This window comes from Arthrobacter sp. 8AJ (assembly GCF_902506025.1).
Lineage (GTDB): Bacteria > Actinomycetota > Actinomycetes > Actinomycetales > Micrococcaceae > Arthrobacter.
The window spans coordinates 557,308-577,881 of record NZ_LR733289.1 but is presented as its reverse complement, the minus strand read 5'-3'; the positions used below and the strand labels follow the sequence as shown (position 1 = coordinate 577,881).

General features: G+C 67.0%; 19 protein-coding genes and 1 riboswitch. Of the genes, 14 read left to right on the top strand and 5 right to left on the bottom strand.

Annotated elements, in window-relative coordinates:
• Window positions 1-116: 116 nt before the first annotated feature.
• From BACI349Y_RS02620 to BACI349Y_RS02590, 7 genes are all read left to right on the top strand, one after another.
• Entirely contained in the window at window positions 117-617 is a 501-nt protein-coding gene (locus tag BACI349Y_RS02620) for a MarR family winged helix-turn-helix transcriptional regulator (protein WP_159630204.1), read from the top strand.
• A 29-nt stretch (window positions 618-646) separates the two neighbouring features.
• Window positions 647-1,465 carry a methyltransferase domain-containing protein gene (locus BACI349Y_RS02615; RefSeq protein WP_159630202.1) on the top strand — a complete coding sequence of 273 codons (819 nt, stop codon included), beginning with the start codon at window positions 647-649 and terminating at the stop codon, window positions 1,463-1,465.
• 81 nt (window positions 1,466-1,546) lie between these two features.
• Window positions 1,547-2,170 (top strand): LysE family transporter, encoded by a 624-nt coding sequence (locus tag BACI349Y_RS02610; protein WP_159630200.1) that lies wholly within the window; start codon window positions 1,547-1,549, stop codon window positions 2,168-2,170.
• 138 nt (window positions 2,171-2,308) lie between these two features.
• Window positions 2,309-2,842: a low molecular weight protein-tyrosine-phosphatase gene (locus tag BACI349Y_RS02605; RefSeq protein WP_159630198.1), complete on the top strand. Its 534-nt coding sequence runs from the start codon at window positions 2,309-2,311 to the stop codon at window positions 2,840-2,842.
• 72 nt (window positions 2,843-2,914) lie between these two features.
• A complete protein-coding gene (locus BACI349Y_RS02600) occupies window positions 2,915-3,466 on the top strand; it encodes a DUF2231 domain-containing protein (RefSeq protein ID WP_159630196.1) in 552 nt (183 codons plus the stop codon).
• Between the two features lie 34 nt (window positions 3,467-3,500).
• Window positions 3,501-5,606 (top strand): aminodeoxychorismate synthase component I, encoded by a 2,106-nt coding sequence (gene pabB / locus BACI349Y_RS02595; RefSeq protein ID WP_159630194.1) that lies wholly within the window; start codon window positions 3,501-3,503, stop codon window positions 5,604-5,606.
• Window positions 5,607-5,749: 143 nt separating this feature from the next.
• Complete coding sequence (locus BACI349Y_RS02590) at window positions 5,750-7,015, top strand: multidrug effflux MFS transporter (protein WP_159630192.1); 1,266 nt, start codon at window positions 5,750-5,752, stop codon at window positions 7,013-7,015.
• A 52-nt stretch (window positions 7,016-7,067) separates the two neighbouring features.
• Here BACI349Y_RS02590 and cls read toward each other — a convergent pair whose 3' ends face one another.
• Entirely contained in the window at window positions 7,068-8,543 is a 1,476-nt protein-coding gene (cls, locus tag BACI349Y_RS02585; protein ID WP_442858392.1) for a cardiolipin synthase, read from the bottom strand.
• 94 nt (window positions 8,544-8,637) lie between these two features.
• Here cls and BACI349Y_RS02580 point away from each other — a divergent pair, with 94 nt between their 5' ends.
• Together BACI349Y_RS02580 and BACI349Y_RS02575 are read left to right on the top strand one after the other, a co-directional pair.
• A complete protein-coding gene (locus BACI349Y_RS02580) occupies window positions 8,638-9,564 on the top strand; it encodes an aminodeoxychorismate lyase (RefSeq protein WP_159630190.1) in 927 nt (308 codons plus the stop codon).
• A 59-nt stretch (window positions 9,565-9,623) separates the two neighbouring features.
• Entirely contained in the window at window positions 9,624-10,088 is a 465-nt protein-coding gene (locus BACI349Y_RS02575; protein ID WP_159630188.1) for a pyridoxamine 5'-phosphate oxidase family protein, read from the top strand.
• Window positions 10,089-10,126: 38 nt separating this feature from the next.
• Here the strand turns inward: BACI349Y_RS02575 and BACI349Y_RS02570 are convergent, their stop codons facing one another.
• Window positions 10,127-10,831, bottom strand: a complete 705-nt coding sequence (locus BACI349Y_RS02570) for a TetR/AcrR family transcriptional regulator C-terminal domain-containing protein (RefSeq protein WP_159630186.1) — start codon at window positions 10,829-10,831, stop codon at window positions 10,127-10,129.
• 222 nt (window positions 10,832-11,053) lie between these two features.
• On the opposite strand from BACI349Y_RS02570, the gene BACI349Y_RS02565 reads away from it, so the two are divergent.
• On the top strand, window positions 11,054-11,308 hold the full coding sequence (locus BACI349Y_RS02565; RefSeq protein WP_159630184.1) for a hypothetical protein: 255 nt from the start codon (window positions 11,054-11,056) through the stop codon (window positions 11,306-11,308).
• A gap of 138 nt (window positions 11,309-11,446) precedes the next feature.
• Here BACI349Y_RS02565 and opgC read toward each other — a convergent pair whose 3' ends face one another.
• Window positions 11,447-13,915, bottom strand: a complete 2,469-nt coding sequence (gene opgC / locus BACI349Y_RS02560) for an OpgC domain-containing protein (RefSeq protein WP_159630182.1) — start codon at window positions 13,913-13,915, stop codon at window positions 11,447-11,449.
• 168 nt (window positions 13,916-14,083) lie between these two features.
• Window positions 14,084-14,199: riboswitch (SAM riboswitch) on the top strand.
• 13 nt (window positions 14,200-14,212) lie between these two features.
• On the opposite strand from opgC, the gene BACI349Y_RS02555 reads away from it, so the two are divergent.
• The 4 genes from BACI349Y_RS02555 (at window position 14,213) to BACI349Y_RS02540 (ending at window position 17,608) form a co-directional block, all read left to right on the top strand.
• Window positions 14,213-14,488, top strand: a complete 276-nt coding sequence (locus tag BACI349Y_RS02555; protein ID WP_159630180.1) for a DUF1737 domain-containing protein — start codon at window positions 14,213-14,215, stop codon at window positions 14,486-14,488.
• Window positions 14,485-14,895: a rhodanese-like domain-containing protein gene (locus tag BACI349Y_RS02550; protein WP_159630178.1), complete on the top strand. Its 411-nt coding sequence runs from the start codon at window positions 14,485-14,487 to the stop codon at window positions 14,893-14,895. The genes BACI349Y_RS02555 and BACI349Y_RS02550 overlap by 4 nt, the downstream gene beginning before the upstream one ends.
• On the top strand, window positions 14,896-16,104 hold the full coding sequence (locus tag BACI349Y_RS02545) for an O-succinylhomoserine sulfhydrylase (protein ID WP_159630176.1): 1,209 nt from the start codon (window positions 14,896-14,898) through the stop codon (window positions 16,102-16,104).
• 64 nt (window positions 16,105-16,168) lie between these two features.
• The gene (locus BACI349Y_RS02540; protein WP_201302377.1) at window positions 16,169-17,608 is read left to right on the top strand and encodes an HNH endonuclease signature motif containing protein; all 1,440 of its coding nucleotides are present in this window, start codon (window positions 16,169-16,171) and stop codon (window positions 17,606-17,608) included.
• A gap of 88 nt (window positions 17,609-17,696) precedes the next feature.
• Here the strand turns inward: BACI349Y_RS02540 and BACI349Y_RS02535 are convergent, their stop codons facing one another.
• Both BACI349Y_RS02535 and BACI349Y_RS02530 read right to left on the bottom strand, forming a co-directional pair.
• Window positions 17,697-18,923: a glutamate--cysteine ligase 2 gene (locus tag BACI349Y_RS02535; RefSeq protein ID WP_159630174.1), complete on the bottom strand. Its 1,227-nt coding sequence runs from the start codon at window positions 18,921-18,923 to the stop codon at window positions 17,697-17,699.
• A 69-nt stretch (window positions 18,924-18,992) separates the two neighbouring features.
• Window positions 18,993-20,516: a UDP-N-acetylglucosamine 1-carboxyvinyltransferase gene (locus BACI349Y_RS02530; RefSeq protein WP_159630172.1), complete on the bottom strand. Its 1,524-nt coding sequence runs from the start codon at window positions 20,514-20,516 to the stop codon at window positions 18,993-18,995.
• Window positions 20,517-20,574: the final 58 nt, after the last annotated feature.

Below are 20,574 nucleotides of genomic sequence, written 5' to 3'. Positions count from 1 at the left end.
TCGGGTTCGCCCCCTACCCGACAGCGGCGGCAGCCGGCGATGCCCGGCGCTGGAGTAATATCCGTCAGGACGCCGGCGCAGGAAATGGGCCGGGAACAAAGACAAGGGAGGTGGAGATGGCAGAGACGAATGCTCCCCAGCCATCCCCCTTCGAGCAGGCGGGGCCGCAGTTCGGCCATCCGCTGCTCCGGATCCTGCAGGAGTTCACCATCGAGGCGAACCAGTACGTGGATGCCGCCGGGGACCGCAAGGACATGCACCGCACGGACATGAACGCACTCGCCGTGATCATGCGCCACACCGCCAGGGGCAACGTGGTGACGCCCGGGCTGCTGCGGAAGGAACTGAACCTTAGCTCCCCCGCCACCACGGCACTGATCGACCGGCTGGACAACTCCGGGCACGTGGTCAGGGAGCGGCACAGCACGGACCGGCGGCAGGTCCAGCTGAAGATGACCCCCAAGGCCTTCCAGGAGGGCGGCGCCATCTTCGCCCCGCTGGCGCGGCACATGGGCAGTGCCATGGCCGGGTTCACGGAGGAGGAACTGGATACCGTCACCCGCTTCATGACGGCGATGATCGACGCCACCGTGGCGGCAAGGACAGAATCCGGGTAGCTCCCGTTCCCAAGGGGTAGCGTTTGGTTATGAGCGACCAGCAGCCTGAAGACGACGTCTACACGCATGGCCACCACGAGTCCGTAGTCCGCGCCCACGCCGCCAGGACTGCCGAAAATTCGGCCGCGTTCGTCCTCCCCTACCTCACACCGGGATCCACCCTGCTCGACGTCGGGTGCGGGCCGGGCACCATCACCTGCGACTTCGCTGCCCTGGTCAACCCCGGCAAGGTCACCGGCCTGGACCGCTCGCCGGACATCGTGGCACAGGCCCAGGCACTCGCCGTCGAGCGGGAAGTGCCCAACATCGAATTTGTGGCAGGCAACATCTACGACCTGGACTTCGCCGATGAAACGTTCGACGTCGTCCACGCCCACCAGGTGCTCCAGCACCTGACCGACCCCGTCGAGGCACTGCGCGAGATGCGCCGCGTCGCCAAGCCCGGCGGCATCGTGGCCGTCCGGGACGCAGACTTCCACGGCATGAGCTGGTACCCGGAGATCCCGGAGCTGGACGAGTGGATGGACCTTTACCAGCGGATTGCCCGGCGCAACGGAGCAGAGCCCGACGCCGGGCGGCGGCTGGTCAGCTGGGCCCAGTCTGCGGGATTCACCGACGTCGCCCCCACCAGCAGCAACTGGCTTTACGCCACGGCGCAGCAGCGCCGCTGGCAGGCACGTGTCTGGGGTGAGCGGGTGCTGCATTCCGCCTTCGCCGAGCAGGCACTGGAGTACGGATTCGCCAATGCGGCCGACCTCGCCCGGATCTCGGCGGGCTGGCACCGCTGGGGCTCCACGGACGACGGCTGGTTCCTGATCCCGAACGGTGAGGTCATCGCGCGGGCCTAGGTTGCGGTGTACGCCCAGCCCCGGTCCGTTGTCCCCGGCGGCTGACGGAAAGACGGGCTTTTGGCCCCGTAAGATTGTGTAGTGCAATTTTCCCTGTGGCTGGCCCTTGCGGGTGCCGGCGCCCTGATCAGCTTTACCCCGGGCGCCGGGGCCATCAACACCATGAGCAACTCGCTCAACGCCGGGTTCCGCCGGTCAATGTGGGGAATTCTGGGCCAGCAGGCGGCGCTGGTGGTGCACGTCCTGATTGTCGCCCTCGGCGTTGGCGTGCTGGTGGCCAGCTCACCCGTTGCCTTCAACGTCATCCGCTACGCGGGCGCGGCCTACCTGGTGTACCTGGGCATCCGCCAGTTCCTCAGCAAGCCAGCGGTGGCCCAGGAGCAGGCCGCCACCCTCCGGAACGAACCCGCCTGGTCAATCTTCAGGCGCGGCTTCTGGGTCAACCTGCTGAACCCGAAGGCCATCGTGTTCTTCCTGGCCTTCACCCCCCAGTTCATCCGCCCGGAACAGCCCTTGTTCACCCAGTACGCCGTGCTGACGGCCACCATTGTGGTCATCGATATTTTGGTGATGTGGTTCTTCTTTGCCGCCGCCGCCAGGTCATTCCAGCGCTTCACCAGCACGGAACGGGGCCAACTGGTCCTCAGCAGGGTGTTCGGCGCCCTGTTCGTTGGGGTGGGCATCCTGCTGGCCCTGATCCACTGACGGGCTGGTTCATGACAGGGCTTTCCGCCACAGGTGCAGGTACCCTTTTCACGCCCGGTAATGCTTCTTTACAAGCCCGTAAAACTTTGTGAACAGGCGGCTAGCCAAAGGTGATGGGAAGCGCGCATGCTTAGTTCCATGACCTCAACGTCGAGCGCATACCGCGTCATCACCGTCTGCACGGGCAACATCTGCCGGTCCCCGATGGCCGAGCTCATGCTCCAGGCAGCCCTCGAACGCGAGGGCCTGGACGGGCTGGTGGAAGTGGATTCCGCAGGCACCACCGGGTACGAGGCCGGCCGGCCCATCGATCCCCGTGCCGCACGCCGCCTCGCAGTGACGCAACTGGCATCGGAACACCACGTGGCCCGGGAGTGGGAGCCGGAGTGGTTCCGCGAGCGCGACCTGATCCTGGCCCTGGACATTGACCACTACGCGTGGCTCAGCGAAGCCGCCCCGGACCAGGAGTCCCTGGACAAGATCCGGATGCTCCGCAGCTTCGATCCCGCCATGGCCGGGAGGGACCGGCTGGAGCAGGGCATCGAGGACCCCTGGTACGGCGGGCATGCGGATTTCGACGCCGTCTGGCACCAGATCCACACGGCGCTGCCGGGCCTGGTCCAGCACATCAGGGCAGCGGTCCTGCAGAACACGCAGCTTCAGCCGCATTAGCAGTGTCCGGGCGCAATAACGGCGCAGGAAAACATGGTGCAATCCGGCAGCAGCTGGAGTATTTTGTGCTGCATGCACGCCGCACCAAGCACCGGCAGGTACACCCGTCTCCTTGGCAGCCTTGAGGAGGCGAAACCCCTGGACGCTGCCGTCAAGGCCGCAGAACCGCTGGCGTCCCGCCTCATGGCGCAGCCCAACGTCCGCAGCCTGGTCCGCGGCGACACCACGGGCATTCCGCTGCACACCATCCTTACCGACGCACCCTTTGGCGCCTGGTGGTCGGCGGTGTTCCTTGACTTCTTTGACGACCAGGCTTCCCGCCGCTCCGCCCAGCGGCTGGTGGCCCTCGGCGTCATCACCGCCGTTCCCACCGCGCTATCCGGCTGGGCAACCTGGTCCGGCAAGGACCGCGGCCTGAAGCGCGTGGGGATTGTGCACGCCGCCGCCAACGCCGCAGCCACCCTGGTGTACCTCGCCTCCTGGCGGGCCCGGTCCCGCGGAAACCACCGGCTGGGCGCGCGGCTGGCGCGGGCGGGGGCCGTCCTGCTGCTGGTAAGCGGGTTCCTGGGCGGCCACCTCAGCAGCGGCCGCCATGCCTCACGGCACGGTGTCATTCATGGATGAAAGCGGCCAACGGAAAAACGGTACGCTCTAGTCCATGATCCCAGCCCCCGTCATCATCGCCGTCGACGGGCGCTCCGGCGCAGGAAAGACAACCCTCGCCGTCGAACTCGCGGCCCGGCTACGCGCCCACCACAAGGTGTCCCTGTTCCACCTTGAGGACATCTACCCGGGGTGGGATGGGCTGGCGGCAGGCGTGGAGCGCTATGTCAGCACGGTCCTCGCGCCGCTGAGCCGCGGCGAGGCGGCCACCTGGACCAGCTGGGACTGGGAGAACCATTACGACGGCGAGTCCCGGGTCACGCTGCCCGCGGAGATCGTCATCGTGGAGGGAGTGGGGGCCGCCGCCGAGGCAGCCCGGCCGATGCTTGGCGCCGTCATCTGGGCCGAGTCTCCGGACGACGTCCGCCGGACGCGGGCTCTGGGCCGCGACGGCGAAACCTATGAGCCGTACTGGGACCAGTGGGCCGCACAGGAAGAAGAGTGGCTGGGCCGCGACGACGTCCCCGCCCACGCCGATCTTCGCGTCCAGAACCTCGCTGACGGATCAGCCCCGGCGGACCTCCTGAAGCTCCTCCCCTGCCTGCCGGCCCTGGCGCCTGTCCTGGCCCCGGAACTGTCCGCACGACGCGGACTTCGGCTCCATGCCGAGCGCCTGGATGCCCTCCCGGACGCACCGGCACTGTTCCAGTCGCTGTACGGACGGTCGGCCAATGCCGTCTGGCTCGATTCCTCCAACGCTGACGCCGTCCCGGGCAGCGCCGGAGAAGACAGCGCAGACCCGGCGGCCCGGACTGCTGCGGAGCGCAGCAGGTTCAGCATCATGGCGGACGACGCCGGCACCTTCGGACAGTTCGTGACGCACCGTTCGGGAGTGAGCCTGATCAGCACGGGCTCCTCCACTGCCAGGGTCCCCGGCCCCTTCTTCCGCTGGCTGGACACCGTCTGGGGCCGCCGGGCCGTACGCACCCCGGACGGCTATCCCTGCGATTTCACCCTGGGCTGGCTCGGCTGCCTGGGCTACGAGCTGAAGCGCGAAACGGGCGGCAGTGACCTGTCCGCGCCCACCCCGGACGCTGCCCTGATCTTCGCCGGCCGGGCCGTGGTCCTGGACCATGCCGAAGGCGCCGCCTGGCTCCTGGCCCTTGACGCCCCCGACGCCGGCGAGTGGCTGGCGCAGGCCAGGGCAGCAGTGGAAGCCGCCGGCGGCGGCGCACGGCCGCCGTCGGATGGCCCGGCAGCGCAGGCCGGCGGCAGCACCGGCGTCGCGCCTTCCACAGCGCCGGCCTTCCGCAGCCGGGACACGGGTGCGCGGTACCGGGAGAAGATCACCGCCGCCCAGCACCAGATCGCCCAGGGAAACACGTATGAGGTTTGCCTGACCACCACGCTCGAAGCCAGGGTGCAGGCAGCGTCGCTGGATGCGTGGACCACCTACCTGGCGCTGCGCCGGAGGAACCCGGCCCCGTTCGCCAGCTACCTCCGGCTGGGAAACCTTGCCGTGGCCAGTACCTCGCCCGAGCGGTTCCTGAGGATCGCGTCCGACGGCGGCATGCGCGCCGAACCGATCAAGGGCACCCGGCGCCGGGCTGCGGACCCGCAGGAGGACAGCCGGCTGCGCGCGGACCTGGCCACATCCCTGAAGGACAGGGCCGAGAACATCATGATCGTGGACCTGCTGCGCAACGACCTCAGCCATTTCGCGGAGCCCGGTTCCGTGACGGTCAGCCGGCTCTGCGCGATCGAGAGCTATGCCACGGTCCACCAGATGGTCAGCACCATTGACGCCCGCCTCCTCCCGGGCGCACCGCGGGCCGAGGCAGTCGCTGCGTGCTTCCCTGCGGGCTCCATGACCGGCGCCCCCAAGATCAGCACCATGGCCATCCTGGACCACCTGGAGGCAGGTCCGCGCGGACTGTACTCGGGGGCCATCGGCTACTTCTCACTCAACGCGGCGGCCGACCTCGCCGTCGCCATCAGGACACTGGTGATCAGCACGGCCGGCGACGGGACGGCTGAACTCTCGCTCGGCGTCGGCGGTGCCATCACCTCGGACTCCGTCCCGGACGACGAATACGACGAAATACGCACCAAGGCCTACGGGGTCCTCTCCACCCTTGGCGCCGCATTCCCCGGCGACTGACGCCATCGGCTCCCCGGGGCATCCACTCCGCGGACGCCCGTTTAGGAAGACGCCCCCGGGGGTACGCCCCTGACCTAGCTGAACCGCCCAAGCCAGGCGGCGGACCCATCCCCGGGTGCTTCCACACAAGTTAGGTATGCCGCGTGACGGAACCGTCCCCTCCCCAGACCAGCAAGGCACCGCGCAGCGTCAAGTACGTTCTCATGCTTGGCGCCCTGGCCGCGCTCCCCGCCCTCACCACGGACATGTACCTGCCCTCACTGCCCGCCGTCGAGGCCGACCTCCACACCACCCAGACCGCTGTCCAGCTGACGTTGTCCGGAACCCTGGTGGGCGGCGGAATCGGGCAACTGGTGATCGGTCCGTTCTCGGACCGGTTCGGCCGGCGGCTTCCGCTGCTCATCGGCATCTCGCTGCACGTAGCCATCTCGCTGCTGTGTTCCCTGACGCCCAACATCGAAACGCTGACAGGGCTGCGCGTCCTGCAGGGCTTCTTCAACGCCGCCGCTGCCGTGGTGGCACTCGCGGTGATCCGCGACCGCTTCGTCGGCTCCGACGCCGCCCAGCTGCTGTCGCGGCTGATGCTGGTCATCGGCGTGGCTCCGCTCCTGGCCCCCACCGTGGGCCAGGGCATCGCCGGGCTCTGGAACTGGCGCGCCGTCTTCTATGCACTGGCACTCATCGGGCTGGTCCTGGTGGCAATTGTCTGGAAGTTCATGCCGGAAACGCTGCCGGGGGACAGCCGGAGCCCGGGCCACCCCCGGCACGTGGCGGGCGCCTACTGGGTGCTGCTGCGGGACAGGCACTTCATGGCGCTGGCCGTCATCCCCGGACTGGGGCTGGCCCTGATCATGAGTTACGTGGTGGGTTCGCCCTTCGTCTTCCAGAACGAATACGGCCTCACCGCCCAGCAGTTCGCCCTCGTCTTCGCCCTCAACGGCGCCGCACTTGTCCTCTCGGCCCAGCTCAACGCCGCCCTGGTCCGGAAGTTCCCGCCCGTCCGCATCCTGCGCACCGCCCTCCTGGTCCAGTTGAGCCTGGCCCTGGTGCTGCTCGGTGTGGTGGCCACGGGTGCCGGCGGCGCGGCCGGCCTGGTGGCCGGCCTGTGGCTGGTCCTGTCAGCCCAGGGCATGATCCCGGCGAACGCCTCCGTGCTCGCGCTGCACAACTACGGCCACATGGCGGGAACGGCGGCGGCTGTCATCGGGGCCCTGCAGTCCGGGGTCGCCGGACTGGTGAGCCCCATGGTTGGGCTCCTGGGCGGGAATTCCCTGTCGATGGCCAGCGTCATGATCGGCAGCTGCACCGTGGCGGTGCTGGTGCTTGCCCTGGGAACCCCCGCCTACCGCAACGGCGGCTGGCCTGAGCACGCCGGGCACGGCGACGGGCAACGGGTCAGTGCCGACTGACTGCTTACTGGACGGGGTCTTACTGGACAGGGTCTTACTGGACAGTGTCGTCTTACTGGACAGTGGCCGTCAGCCGGGCCACGTTGTCCACGTACCGGGCGGCGAGCGGCCGGTTGAGCCAGTCCGCGAGCTTGAGCTCGTGGGAGATGTCCCGGTAGGTATCCTCCACTGCCCGCATCTTGTTCACGATGTCCTCACCCAGCAGCATCACTGACACCTCCAGGTTCAGCGAGAAGGACCGCATGTCCATGTTGCTGGACCCCAGGACCGCTACCTCGTCATCGATGGTGAAGTGCTTGGCATGCAGCACGAACGGGGCTTTATAGAGGTAGATCCGTACCCCGGCTTCGAGGAGTGCCTCGTAATAGGACCGCTGGGCGTGGTGGACCAGGAACTGGTCCCCCTTCTCCGAGACGAACAGTTCAACATCCACGCCGCGCTGGGCCGCGGTGGTGATGGCGTAGAGCAGCGAGTCGTCCGGCACGAAGTAGGGGCTGCAGATGGAGATCCGGTGCTGGGCCGAATAGATGAGGGTGTTGAAGAGCCGGAGGTTGTTCTCCGTAATGAACCCCGGACCGCTGGGAACCACCTGGGCCGTGACGGTGCCGGGTTCCGGGTTCGCCGGGAGCTGCAGCTGGTGTTCCAGCGACTCGTCAGTCTCGCTCAGCCAGTCGGTGGCGAAGACGACGTTCAGGGTGGTCACGATGGGGCCGCGCAGGCACGCCATCAGTTCCACCCATTCACGGCCGGCCTTGCGGTGCCGCGGGTTGTTGTAGGAGGGCTCGATCAGGTTCTGCGAACCCGTGAAGGCGATCTCGCCGTCGATCACCATGATCTTGCGGTGGTTCCGCAGGTCAGGGCGGCGCCACTGTCCGTGGATGGGCAGGAGGGGCAGCATCCGCTTCCACTGGATCTTGCCCGCGCGGAGGCGGTTGAGCAGCTTCCGGTACCCCTTGATGCGCAGCGTTCCGATGTGGTCGAACAGGAGCCGCACCTCCACGCCCCGTTCGGCGGCTTCCTCCATGGCGGTGAGCAGGTCGTTGGTGACGTGGTCCGAACTCATGATGTAGAACTCGGCGTTGACGAACTTCTTCGCCTTCCGCACAGCCTGGGTCATTTCCAGGATGGAATCCGGATAGCCGGGGATCAGGTCCACCGAGTTTCCGTCCACCATGGGCAGCGAGCCCAGGGTGCGGTTGAGCTCAGCAGCGGACTTCACCCACTCCGGGCCGGGGTAGTCGCTTTCCGCATCCGAAAGCGCGGTGATGCCCGCCTGCACGCGTTCGTTGACCAGCTGCTGCTGTGCCCGCCGGCGGCTGGACAAGCGGAAATTGCCGAACAGCAGGAACAGGACGATGCCCACGAACGGAATGAAGAAGATACCCAGCAGCCAGGCCATGGCGGTGGTGGGGCGCCGGTTGCCGGGAATAATGCCCAGCGCCAGGATCCTGATGGCCAGGTCGGCGAAGCCCAGGAGCACCACCACCCATGTGGGCGCGGTGCCGGCAAGCGAAAAAGGCCACAACACGTCTAAAACCCCCGGGGAGATTGGGCCCCGGAGGACGGCTTCCGGCCGGTGCACTCTGCCCAGCTTATCCGCGGTACAGCACTAAGCTGGTGCCATGACCTCTCCAGCCCCCGTGGTTCTTGCCTTCCTCGATCCTGCTTACCCCGACGGCAGGGTGGCCGATGCCACCAAACCCCAGCTGCTGGTCACGGACCTGGGGGTCACCCGCGGCGACGGCGTCTTCGAAACCATGCTGGCCGTGGGTGGAACGGTGCGGAAGATGCAGGCGCACCTGGACCGGCTTGGGGGCTCCGCCGCAGCACTGGACCTGGCCATCCCGGACCAGGACGCGTGGCGGCGCGTTATTGCGGCTGCGGTGGCCCGGCACCGGTCCGAGAACCCGCCGGCAGACCCCGCCGCCGATGAACTGGTGGTCAAACTGGTGGTAACCCGCGGCGTCGAAGGCGAGGCACCCACGGCCTGGGTGCAGGCGTCGCCGGCCGGGGCTGCCGGCCGCAGGCAGCGCGAAACGGGCATCGACGTCATCCTCCTTGACCGGGGCTACGACAGTGATGTGGCCGAACGGGCGCCCTGGCTGCTCCTCGGCGCCAAAACCCTTTCCTACGCCGTCAACATGGCAGCGCTTCGCCATGCCCACAAACAGGGTGCCGATGACGTCATCTTCCTGTCCTCCGATGGCCGCGTGCTGGAAGGCCCCACGTCCACGGTGCTGCTTGCGCATGTGGAGAAGTCCGACGACGGCACAACAGTGAAGCGCCTCATCACGCCCCAGCTGGACAGCGGCATCCTGGCCGGGACCTCCCAGGGTGCCCTCTTCACTGCCGCCAAGGCGGCAGGCTGGGAACTGGGCTACGGTCCCCTGGAGCCCCGGGACCTCATGGACGCGGATGCGGTCTGGCTGATCTCCAGCGTCCGCCTGCTGGCGCCCGTAAACCGGATCGACGGCAAGGAAATCGGCACCCCGTCCGCCCAGAAGGAACTGACCGCCGAGTTGAGCGAACTTTTCGCCGGCATCCACTAGGCCGCAACAAGCGGCACAATCCCTTTTCCCACTCCCGCATCACCCGTAAGGTGTGGACCATGGACTCGCGAAACCTGCCGATTGAAAACCTGTCCTTCGACGACTGCTGGGAACTCCTCGACAATGACGCGGTGGGCAGGCTGGCCATCGTGGTGGACGAGCATCCCGAGATCTTCCCCGTGAACTACGCCGTCCACCTGCGCAGCATCGTCTTCCGCACCGCACCCGGGTCAAAGCTTTGGGGCGCCAGGATGGAACGGCCGGCAGCACTGGAAATAGACGGCTACGACCCCGCCTCGGAACAGGCCTGGAGCGTAGTGGTTCGCGGCGAAACGGAAATCATCGAGGACCAGGGCGTTAAGGATGCGGTGGACGCACTCGGCCTGGAACCGTGGCAGCCGGGCGAAAAGGCCCACTACGTGCGGCTGAACGCCAAAGCACTGACGGGGCGCCGGTTCCGCGTGAACCGGCCGGACATCTGGAACACCCGCCTGCAGGACCGGCGCCGCGCGTCCTTCGAATAGCGCCGCCCGGGCAATCCGCCGTCAGCAGGGCCCCGGGGTCAGGCGGCGGGGCCTGCCGCCTGCCGTGACAGCTGTGCTTCCAGCCCCGACAGCAGGATGCCAAGTCCCTGGTCAAGTTCCGCCTCGCCGTCGTACTCTGCCAGGGCGGGAGCAAGGGCACGCAGCTTGGGGAATTCCTTCGCCGGCAAACGGTGGAGCCCCAGGCGCAACAGCACCTCGTTCTCTTCCGGATCCACCACGTACTCCTGCAGCTCGTTCAGGATGTGCCCGTAGAGGAAGCCGTAGTAGGCGCGGTAGACGTGGAGGGCATCGGCCGGCGCGAATCCTGCCGAGCCCAGCAGGGACAGGATCTGTTCCAGCGGCCGCAGCGTGCCCAGGGGGCGAAGGCCCAGGGGCGTGGAAAGGGGCCGCGTGACCAACAGGGGAACCACATTGGGATGCTGCAGGGCGAGCGCCCGCAAGCTGTGGGCGATCTTCCGCAGCTGGGCTTTCCAGTCCGGGTCCGATGGATGGATGCTTAGCTGGTTGAGTACCAGCTCGGTAACCCCGTCCAGCAGTGCGGCGCGGTTCTCGGCGTAGCGGTAGAGGCTCATCGGATCCCGGCCGAGTTCCTGCCCCAGCCGGCGCATGGTCAGGGCCTCCAGGCTTTCGGCGTCCACCAACTCCAGGGCCTTGGCCAGCACAATGTCCCTGCTCAGCCTCGTTTTGGCCTGCCCGGGCTGGGAAGTGTTGGCGGAAGTCATCACAAAGGTCCTCACTGGCGGCCCTCGTCCCGAAGTAACTGGGACGGTTGCCTCATATCTGGTCTACAGGTAAAGTCTACATCGTAGACAAGATGAACTCTTGAGCTTTTCGGGACCTCTCAAGGAAAGCGGCTACACAATCCTTTGCCACCTTGTGCAGGGCATCGAGGTTCGCCGCTGGAGCCTACCGGCGGCACCACGCACCGAGCGAAGGGACGCCTCATGGCCAATTCGCAGTTTGATCTTTTCCTCCACGAAGCCACCTACGCAGACCATGCCTCGGAATCCAGCCTGGACCGCGACCGCCTCTACGGGCTGTACACCAGCTGGTGCTTCGTCAACGAGCAGCCCACCGGCACCGAGTCCAGTTTCTGGGCTGCCATGAAACACAAAGTCTCGGTTCGCCGCAACGGACTGCGCATGAAGGGGCCGGCCGCTGCGGACTACATCCTCAGCAGCTACCCGCGGCTTGTTTAAGGCCCCCCGGGCTGCCAACGGGCCGCAGGGTAACCAGCGGCGCACGATGACATGCTGTGGCACTTTTGTGCCGCAGCATTTTCATGCCCGGATGCACCCTGGAACCAGGCAAAGGAGCCGTCCCCCAGGCGGGAATCCCTAGGTGGGAATGATCCGGAAAAGGAACCTGGTGCGGACCATCACCCACAACAGGCCCAGGACCACGGCGTAGGCCGCGGTGTTGAGGAAGATGCTCTGCTGCTGGAGCGCCGGGATGTTTGTGACGACGGCGATCAGCACCACATGCATGATGAAGACATACAGCGTGGCGCGGCCCAGCGGAATCAGGAACCAGCCCAGGGCACGCTCCACCGGCTTCCAGTAAGCACTGAGGAACGCATAGGCGGCCACCACCAGGACCAGGACGTTGAACAGCCGGCCGGGCGCCAGGTAGGTCCGGCCGAAGAGTGCGTCATACATGGCCCGGTAGGAGGCGTCCGGCATGAGCGCCAGGCGGACGTCGTAGTTGTTGGCCAGGTACGGATTCCCCCAGGACAGGAAAGCCAGCGCAAACGCTGCCGCAGTGCAGGCCGCCACCACCCACGTGTGCGCCGACAACCACGCCACGATGCTGCGGCGGTAGTAGCCAACAACCAGGCCGAGGACGAAAAGCACCTGCCACACCAGCAGGGGAAACGAGTCCTCAAACTGGGATGGCAGGATCCTGAACCGGGTCACGGCGCCCACTGCGTACACGGCGAACGTCGCCAGCAAAACCCAGACGGCCTTGCCGCGGTTCAGCGCCGCAAGGATCAGCGGGCTGGCCAGCAGGAGCACCACATACAGGCCCATGACGTTGAACTGCCATGGACCGAACTGCAGCAGCACGATGGCCGGCAGCACCTGCGGCGGCACGGGGAACTGGAACAGCGACGACATGCCGGCGTAGAGGTCGTAGGTCCGGCCGGCACCGCCGTGGCCCGCGCCGCCGGTCCCCTGGTCCACGAACGTGGTCAGGGCCTCAGTGTGGAAGAACGGGAGCAGGGAAAGAAGGAAGACGCCGATCAGCACGGCCAGTGCGGTCACGTACAACTTCCCGGCCCGGCGGGACGTCAGGTCCACCACCCGGCCGAAGTCCTCCTTGGCCTTGGGCCCGTACACCATGCCCACCACCAGCCCGGAGAACAGGACGAACAGCTCCGCGCCTGACACGAAGCCCACCGCCTCCTGGGTGAGCAGCTGGAACAGTGAGGCCATGCCCAGGTGATTGACCACCACAAAGACAATGGCCAGTCCGCGCAGCAGGTCCACCCGCGAATCCCTGGTGGAAGGGTCCTGGTAGCTCCAGGACGTGGCGGTGTTGATCCGGCGGGGAACCTGCCACAGGGCCACCAGGAGGATGACCATGGCGGCACCAACGGTCCAGGGGGCGGCGCCGGAAAGCGTGTTGGCCCGCACGAAGGTACCTGTGGACGCCACATCCGTGACAGGTCCGGTGACCATCGGCGATGCCTTCAGCCTGTCCAGGGCGGCCTTGGCAATATCCGGGCTTCCGGTGAGCAGCCAGCTGATGCTTGCCACGCCGGTATCCCGCGTGCTGGTCCGTTCGTCCCACACCACGGCGGCCGTCCCGGCGAAAGCGGGTGACGTGGCAGTGGCCACCACCTGGTCCCACCAGCCCGTCTTGATGTCCGCCTCGGGCGCCCCACCGGACGCAGGGCTGTAGAAGGCCGAAGTCTGGAGGAGGAAAGGCTTTTTGCGTCCCTCCACGTAGGTGCCGTAGAAGTTTTCGCCGCCGGAGGCCGTCAGCATCTCCTGGAGTTCGCCCGGACGCGGCGTCGTGTTGACGGCGGCCCCGCCGGCAGTGTCGTCGTGATAGGCGGTCAGGCCCACCCAGTCCACGGCGTCATCGCCCGGGTAGTAGGGGGCATAGGCGCTGTCGCTTCCGTTCCAGGTCCCGTCCCCGTTCGTATCCAGGAGGGAAAACCCGTCGCTTCCCGGCTCCGGGGCATTCCGGTTCCGTTCAAAGGGGTAGTCCTTGCCCAGGTAAGGCGCCCACACCATGGCGGCCCGGCCGCCGTCGTCCTTCTTGAAGGCTGCCGCCACGGCCTGGAAAGCCTGCCGGTACGTGGCCGGCTGCTGGCCCCAGGCCACCCAGCTGGCATTCATATCGGGGGCGAACCGGACCAGCAGTTGGCCCTTGAACCCCGATGTCAGGTCGCGGACCTGGGCTGCGAACGCTTCCGCCTCCGCGGGGCCGAGCTGGTCCAGGGGCACCGACGGCTTCACCGTGAGCAGGGCGTGGGCGCCTTTGGCTGCAGTTTGCTGCAGGAAGCCGTCGATGTCATTCCGCTCCGATTCGCGGTACGGAATGGTGATGTCGTGGCCGAAGACGGCGGGGCCGGCGCCCAGCCTGTCGCTGAAGCCCGCGGCCGTATCCTCACCCCACTCGAGGACCGCCCCCAGCCACGGCTTGCCCTTGTCCGGTGCAGCAGGCGCCGCGTGTGCCGGGCCTGCCGGGACCACCAGGGCCAGTAGGACGATGAACACCGCGGCGAAAAAGGCTGCGATGGAACGCGGACGGTTCCGCGGGATGGCGGCGTGGTGGTGCCATACGTGTGCCCGCATGCTGACAAGGACCCCCCGGTACTCATTGCTCTGGATACGGGGCGGCGCCCCCGGTAAGAACTTTATCGGCCCATGGGCATAACCCGTGCCGTGACGCGGACGGCTCAATTACGGAACATGACGACGGCGGCGATGCGGCCGGGCGCGGCAGGTGTTACGTTTTTGGGGAGTAATGAGTACCGGCGCCAAGCCCTGACTTGCCGGTCGGCAACCCTCCCTTTCGCGGCGGGGTGCCTCAGGTGAATACTCGGCATATCGACCGATTCGAGCTGCAAGCGTGAGAGAAGGAGATCCGTCGTGTCCGACGCACCCGCCCTTGACGAAAGACTGTCCTACCGCCTGATTACGGGCGCGGACAACCGTGAATTCTGTGAGCGGATCTCCGCTGCACTCGCCGATGGCTACGTCCTGCACGGCAGCCCGGCGGCAACCTTCAACGGCACCACCGTCATCGTGGCGCAGGCAATCGTCCTTCCGGCCGCGATCGCTTCCGCCGACGCCGCCGTGGCCACCGCCGTGGACCAGCTCGATGCCGAATTTGAGGGCGAGTTCGACGGCGAGGGCCACGCATGAGCTACGCGGGAGACCTGACGCCGCAGGAAGCCTGGGCCAAGCTGGAGCAGGGCGCCATCCTGGTGGACGTCCGCACCGAGGGCGAATGGGCCCACATCGGCATCCCGGACACCAAGGCCACGGACAACGATCCCCTGTTCATCCAGTGGACCTTCCCCGGCGGCATCCCCAACCCGGACTTCGTCAAGGACCTCCAGGAGCAGGCGCCGGAGGATCCCCACGCGGAACTGCTGTTCCTGTGCCGGTCCGGCCAACGGTCCATCGCGGCCGCAACTGCCGCCACCCAGGCTGGCTTCACCGCCTACAGCGTGCTGGAGGGCTTCGAAGGCGAGCCCGACCGCTACGGCGAGCGGACCATCAATGGCTGGAAGAACCGCGGCCTCCCCACCAACCTCGGAAAGAACTAAGTGACCTTCAACCCAGACGCCCCCGGCTGGAACCCCGACACCCAGGCAGTCCGCGGAGGCCTGGACCGCTCCAACTTCCAGGAAACATCTGAGGCCATCTTCCTGAACTCAGGGTTCGTCTACGAATCCGCCGCGGCAGCTGAACGGGCCTTCACCGGCGAGGACGAGCGCTTTGTCTACTCCCGCTACGGCAACCCGTCCGTGGCCACCTTCCAGGAACGGCTCAGGCTGCTCGAAGGCACCGAAGCATGCTTCGCGACGGCGTCGGGCATGTCCGCCGTGTTCACCGCGCTGGGTGCCCTGCTGGCTGCGGGCGACCGGGTTGTGGCCGCCCGGTCACTGTTCGGTTCGTGCTTTGTGATCCTGAACGAGATCCTGCCACGTTGGGGTGTGGAGACGGTCTTCGTGGACGGCCCGGACCTGGACCAGTGGCGCGAAGCCCTGTCCCAGCCCACCACCGCCGTCTTCTTCGAGTCCCCGTCGAACCCCATGCAGGAGATCGTGGACATCGCCGCGGTCAGTGAACTGGCCCATGCGGCCGGGGCCACCGTAGTGGCGGACAACGTGTTCGCCACTCCCCTGCTGCAGCGCTGCGGGGACCTTGGCGCCGACGTGATCGTCTACTCCGGCACCAAGCACATCGACGGGCAGGGCAGGGTGATGGGCGGCGCCATCCTGGGCACCAAGGAATTCATCGACGGACCGGTGAAGCAGCTGATGCGCCACACCGGCCCCGCGCTTTCCGCTTTCAACGCCTGGGTCCTGACCAAGGGCCTGGAGACCATGGGCCTGCGCGTCAACCACTCCTCGGCGACCGCACTCCGGCTCGCAGAATGGCTGGAGGAACAGCCGGCGGTGAGCTGGGTGAAGTACCCGCTCCTGAAGTCGCACCCGCAGTACGGGCTGGCGGCAAAGCAGATGAGTGCAGGCGGCACTGTCCTTACCTTCGAGCTCGCTCCTTCCGGCGGACGCACGGGCAAGGAAGCGGCGTTCGCGCTGCTGGACGGGCTGCGGATCATCGATATCTCCAATAACCTCGGTGATGCAAAGTCCCTGATCACGCACCCCGCCACCACTACCCACCGCGCCATGGGCCCGGAGGGGCGGGCCGCCATCGGCCTGAGTGACGGCGTGGTCCGGCTCTCGGTGGGACTCGAGGACCCGGAGGACCTCCTCCGCGACCTGGAACAGGCGCTGAAGCAGATCTAGCGGGGGCGGGACCAGGTCCGCCTGGCCAAATACAGATGTCAGTGCCTCGTTGGATGATGTCGGTATGGGAACCAGCGGTGGTGTCGGGGTGGTGCTGGCGTCACTCGATGCCTCTGTTGCCGCCCTTGATTCGCTGAACCGTGAGGACTCTTTCCTTGCTGCCGGGGCGGGTGCTGGTGCCGGTGTGGATGTGCTGCAGCGGCGGCACGAGATCCGGCTGGAACGGCTGGAACTTATGGCGCGGCTGGAGGCGCAGCTCGCCGCGATGAAGGCGCTGGATACTGCCGAAGCCGTTGCCTTCCAGCAGGCGATGACGCCGCCGGACGCCTCGATCCAGGACCGTACTTACGCTGACCTGTCGGTGGTGGAGGAAATCGCCGGTGTCCTGACCATCAGCTCCGGCGCAGCAGGGGCGTTGGTGGAGCACTCACGCCGGATCTGCTCCCTGCCGCCCGTCATGAACGCCCTGTCCGCGGGCGCGATGTCGTGGCAGCACGCCCGGATTGTCGCCGATGAGACTGAAGGCCTCACCGCTGAGGACGCGGCGTCTCTGGTGGCGCATTTCTTCGACCCTGCCGCACCCCAGCCCGCCCGCGGCGCGGCCCCCGGCGGCCTCGTCCCGTCAAGGTTCCGGGCCAAGGTCCGTGGGTGGCGGGAACGCCACCATCCGGAATCGATCGAGAAGCGCCATGTGAAGGGGGTGGCGGATCGTCGGATGGAATACACGCCTGACCGGGATGGCATGGCCTGGGTCTCCCTCTACCTGCCCGGGGATACCGCCTGTGCCATCTGGAACCGGACCACCGCCACCGCCCGCGGACTCCAAGGCCCCGACGAAGAGCGCACCCTCACCCAACTCCGCCCCGACATCGCCGCCTCCCTGCTTCTCGGCGCCGGGAACACCACACAGACCGGGAAACCCTCCAAGGCCGGGAAGGTGCCCACCCCGCGGGCCGACGTCCTGGTCACTGTGCCGGTGTTCTCCCTCCTCGGAGCGACCGACGAACCGGCAATGCTGGACGGCTTCGGACCAATCCCGGCGTCCATGGCCCGCAACCTTGTCGCCGACGGGGCGGAATCGTTCTACCGGATCCTGATCGACCCCCGCGACGGCGCACCACTGGAGATCGGCCGGAAAAACTACCGGCTCACCGAAACCATCAAACGCTGGATCAGGCTGCGCGATACCAAGTGCACCTTCCGGGGCTGCACCAACCGCACCCCCGACAACGAAACCGACCACCTACAAGCCTGGCAACACGGCGGCACCACGGGAACCAGTAACTTGGCCCAGCTCTGCCCCAAACACCACCGGCTCAAACACCACACCAGATGGACACCGGACCCGGCCAACAAGAATGAACCACCCGGCTGGACCTCACCCACGGGCAGGCACTACAACCCAGAACACCAGGATGCCGAACCAACCCACTGGCCCCCGGGCATCCTGCCAACACACCGAAGCCCGCTGGAACAGGTCCTTCTACAGCGCCTCGCTACCTAGCACCTGCTTCGCTGCGGGTCTCTACACCTGCCGTTCTACAAGACACCTGAGGTTCTACAAGTCTGCGCGCCTGGCGGCTCTTGCCCCGTCAGGCCTGCCGGACACGCAGCAGCTCGGGCGTAGCCGCCACGTCCGCAAGGTCCAGCGCATCACGCATGGTCAGGTGGACGGCCTGCCGGACCACCGCGCCGAACCCCATGTCCTCCGGCGGTTGCCCCGCCAGGGCCTTGTCGCGGGCGCGGCGCTGTTCAGCGGACCCTGTCCCGCGGGCGATGATGTCCTCCACCCCCTGGCGGGCCAGTGCGAGCTCGCCCTGTTCGTCAAGGACGGGGGCCAGGTAATCCACCAGGGAACGCACCACATCCGCAGCCGGCGCCGGCCGGAAGTTGCCAAAGTCCAGCAGTTCGCCGCTCAACCCGGCACTGCTGGCCTGCCAGGACGCCATCCGCAGCAGGACGGTGGGAACGGGCGCAGGGTCCACGTCGTCCCGCCACTCCCGGCTGGCGGATTCCACAAGTGCCCGGACCAGCACGGCGATGAGTGCGGCGTCCCCGGCCCGGAGGCATACGTCCGCCACCCGCACCTCCACCGTGGGGTGGTTGCGGGAGAGCCGCGCGTCGAAATAGAGCATGCCCTCGTCGAGCATGACGCCGCTGTCCAGCAGCCGGGTCACCACCCGGCGGTAGGCAGGGTACGTTCCGTAGATGCCTGCCGGGCCGGCTGTGGGCCAGCGGTTCCAGGCCTGGGTGCGGTAGCTTTCGAAGCCGGTGGGGACGCCGTTCCAGAACGGCGAGTTCGCGCTCAGCGCCGTGAGGACAGCCAGCTTGTCGCGGATGCGGTCCAGGACCGCCACCCCTTCCTCCGGCGATTCGATGAAGGTGTGGACGTGGAAACCGCAGGTGAGCTGTTCCTGGGCGGTGAGGCCGAAGCGCTCCAGCATCCTGGCATAGCGCGGGTCAGGTGTGGTGTGGCTGGGCGATGCCACGGGTGAGGTGGCCAGCGCCGCCACCCTGGCTCCGTGCTTCCGGGCTGCCTGGTCGGCCAGCGCCCGGCCTGCCCGGATCTGCTCCAGCAGGCCGCCGTACTCCCGGCACGGCCGGGTCTGCGTCTCGATCTGCTCAAGCTTGAGCTCGGCACTCAGGCCCATCTCGTCGTCGTAATCCGCCTGGTTGCCGGCATGGCGGCCATCCAGGTCCACGGGAAGATCGTCTGCTGCGACGCGGTGGCTGGCGAGGAGGGCGTCGGCCAGGGCAAGCGGCTCCCCGGACTCCGGATCAACGATCAGGAGTTCTTCCTCTACGCCAAATGTACGCATACGAATATTCTGCGGCAGCGGGCGGCCATTGGAACCGTGGCCCGCCGTTCATGACGAAGCGTGAATGGGTCAGTCCTGGAAGTACTCCACCTTGGCGCCGATGGTGTTCAGCCGCTCCGCCAGGTCCTCGTAACCACGCTCGATCACATAGATGTTCCGCAGCTCGGACACACCCCGCGCTGCGAGCATGGCCAGCAGGAGGCAGGCGGCAGGCCGGAGCGCGGGCGGGCAGCCCACCTCGGCGGCGCGCCACTTGGTGGGTCCGTTGACGTAGATCCGGTGCGGGTCCAGGAGCTGCACCTGCGCGCCGAGCCGGTTCAGCTCCGTCAGGTAGATGGCGCGGTTCTCGTATACCCAGTCGTGGATCATGGTCTGGCCGTGGGCGTTCGCAGCAATGACGGCGAAGAACGGCAGGTTGTCGATATTCAGCCCGGGGAAAGGCATGGGGTGGATCTTGTCCTCCGGGGCACGCAGCTCGGAGGGTTTGGTGGTCACGTCCACCAGGCGGGTGCGGCCGTTGCGGGCCATGTACTCGCCCGAGATCTCCAGCTTCTGCCCCATCTGTCCCAGGGTGGCCAGTTCGATCTCCATGAATTCGATGGGCACCCGGCGCACGGTGACCTCGGAGTTGGTGACGATGCCGGCCGTGATGAGGCTCATGGCCTCGATGGGATCCTCGGAGGGGAAGTATTCAATCTCGGCATCGATTTCCGGCTGCCCGGTGATCTTCAACGTGGTGGTGCCAACGCCTTCAATGATGACGCCCAGCATCTGCAGGTAGAAGCACAGGTCCTGCACCATGTAGTTGGGGCTGGCGTTGCGGATCACAGTTGTTCCGGCTCGGTGCGCAGCGGCCATGATCGCATTTTCGGTGACGGTGTCCCCGCGTTCGGTGAGGACGAAGGAGCGGTCCCGGGTATCGGCGGGCGGCGCCTGCACGGTGTAGAAACCTGCGGTGGCCTCCACTGACAGGTCGAACTCGCGCAGTGCCTGCATGTGGGGCTCCACGGTCCGGGTGCCCAGGTCGCAGCCTCCCGCGTAGGGAAGCCGGTACTCACGGGACTCATCCAGCAGGGGGCCCAGAAGCATGATGACGCTGCGGGTCCGGCGTGCCGCGTCCACGTCCATGGCGTCCAGGTCCAGGACGGCAGGCCGGCGCAGGCGGAGATCCGTGTCATTGAGCCAGGTGCACTCGACGCCGATGCTGGTCAGGACCTCGACGATGCGGTTGACTTCCTCGATCCGGGCCAGGCGCCGGAGCACGGTGGTGCCCCTGTTGATCAGGCTGGCGCACAGCAGGGCGACGCCGGCGTTCTTGCTGCTGTTGACGTCGACGGCTCCGGACAGGGTGCGGCCGCCTTCCACCCGCAGGTGGGTCATCTGCGGCTTGGCCACGTTCACGATGCTGCGGTCAAAGATGTTTTCCAGCCGCTGGATCATTTTCAGGCTCAGGTTCTGCTTGCCCTGTTCCATCCGGGCCACGGCGCTCTGGCTGGTGCCAAGTTCGGCAGCCAACTGTCCCTGGGTCCACCCTTTCTCGCTCCGGGCGTCCCTCAGCATGGCGGCAACGTGTTCAGCGGTCTCCTGGGTCATACCGCGAATATATCATAAATGAGTTATCCAGCCTTTGCGGCAGCTACCCACGGGCGCG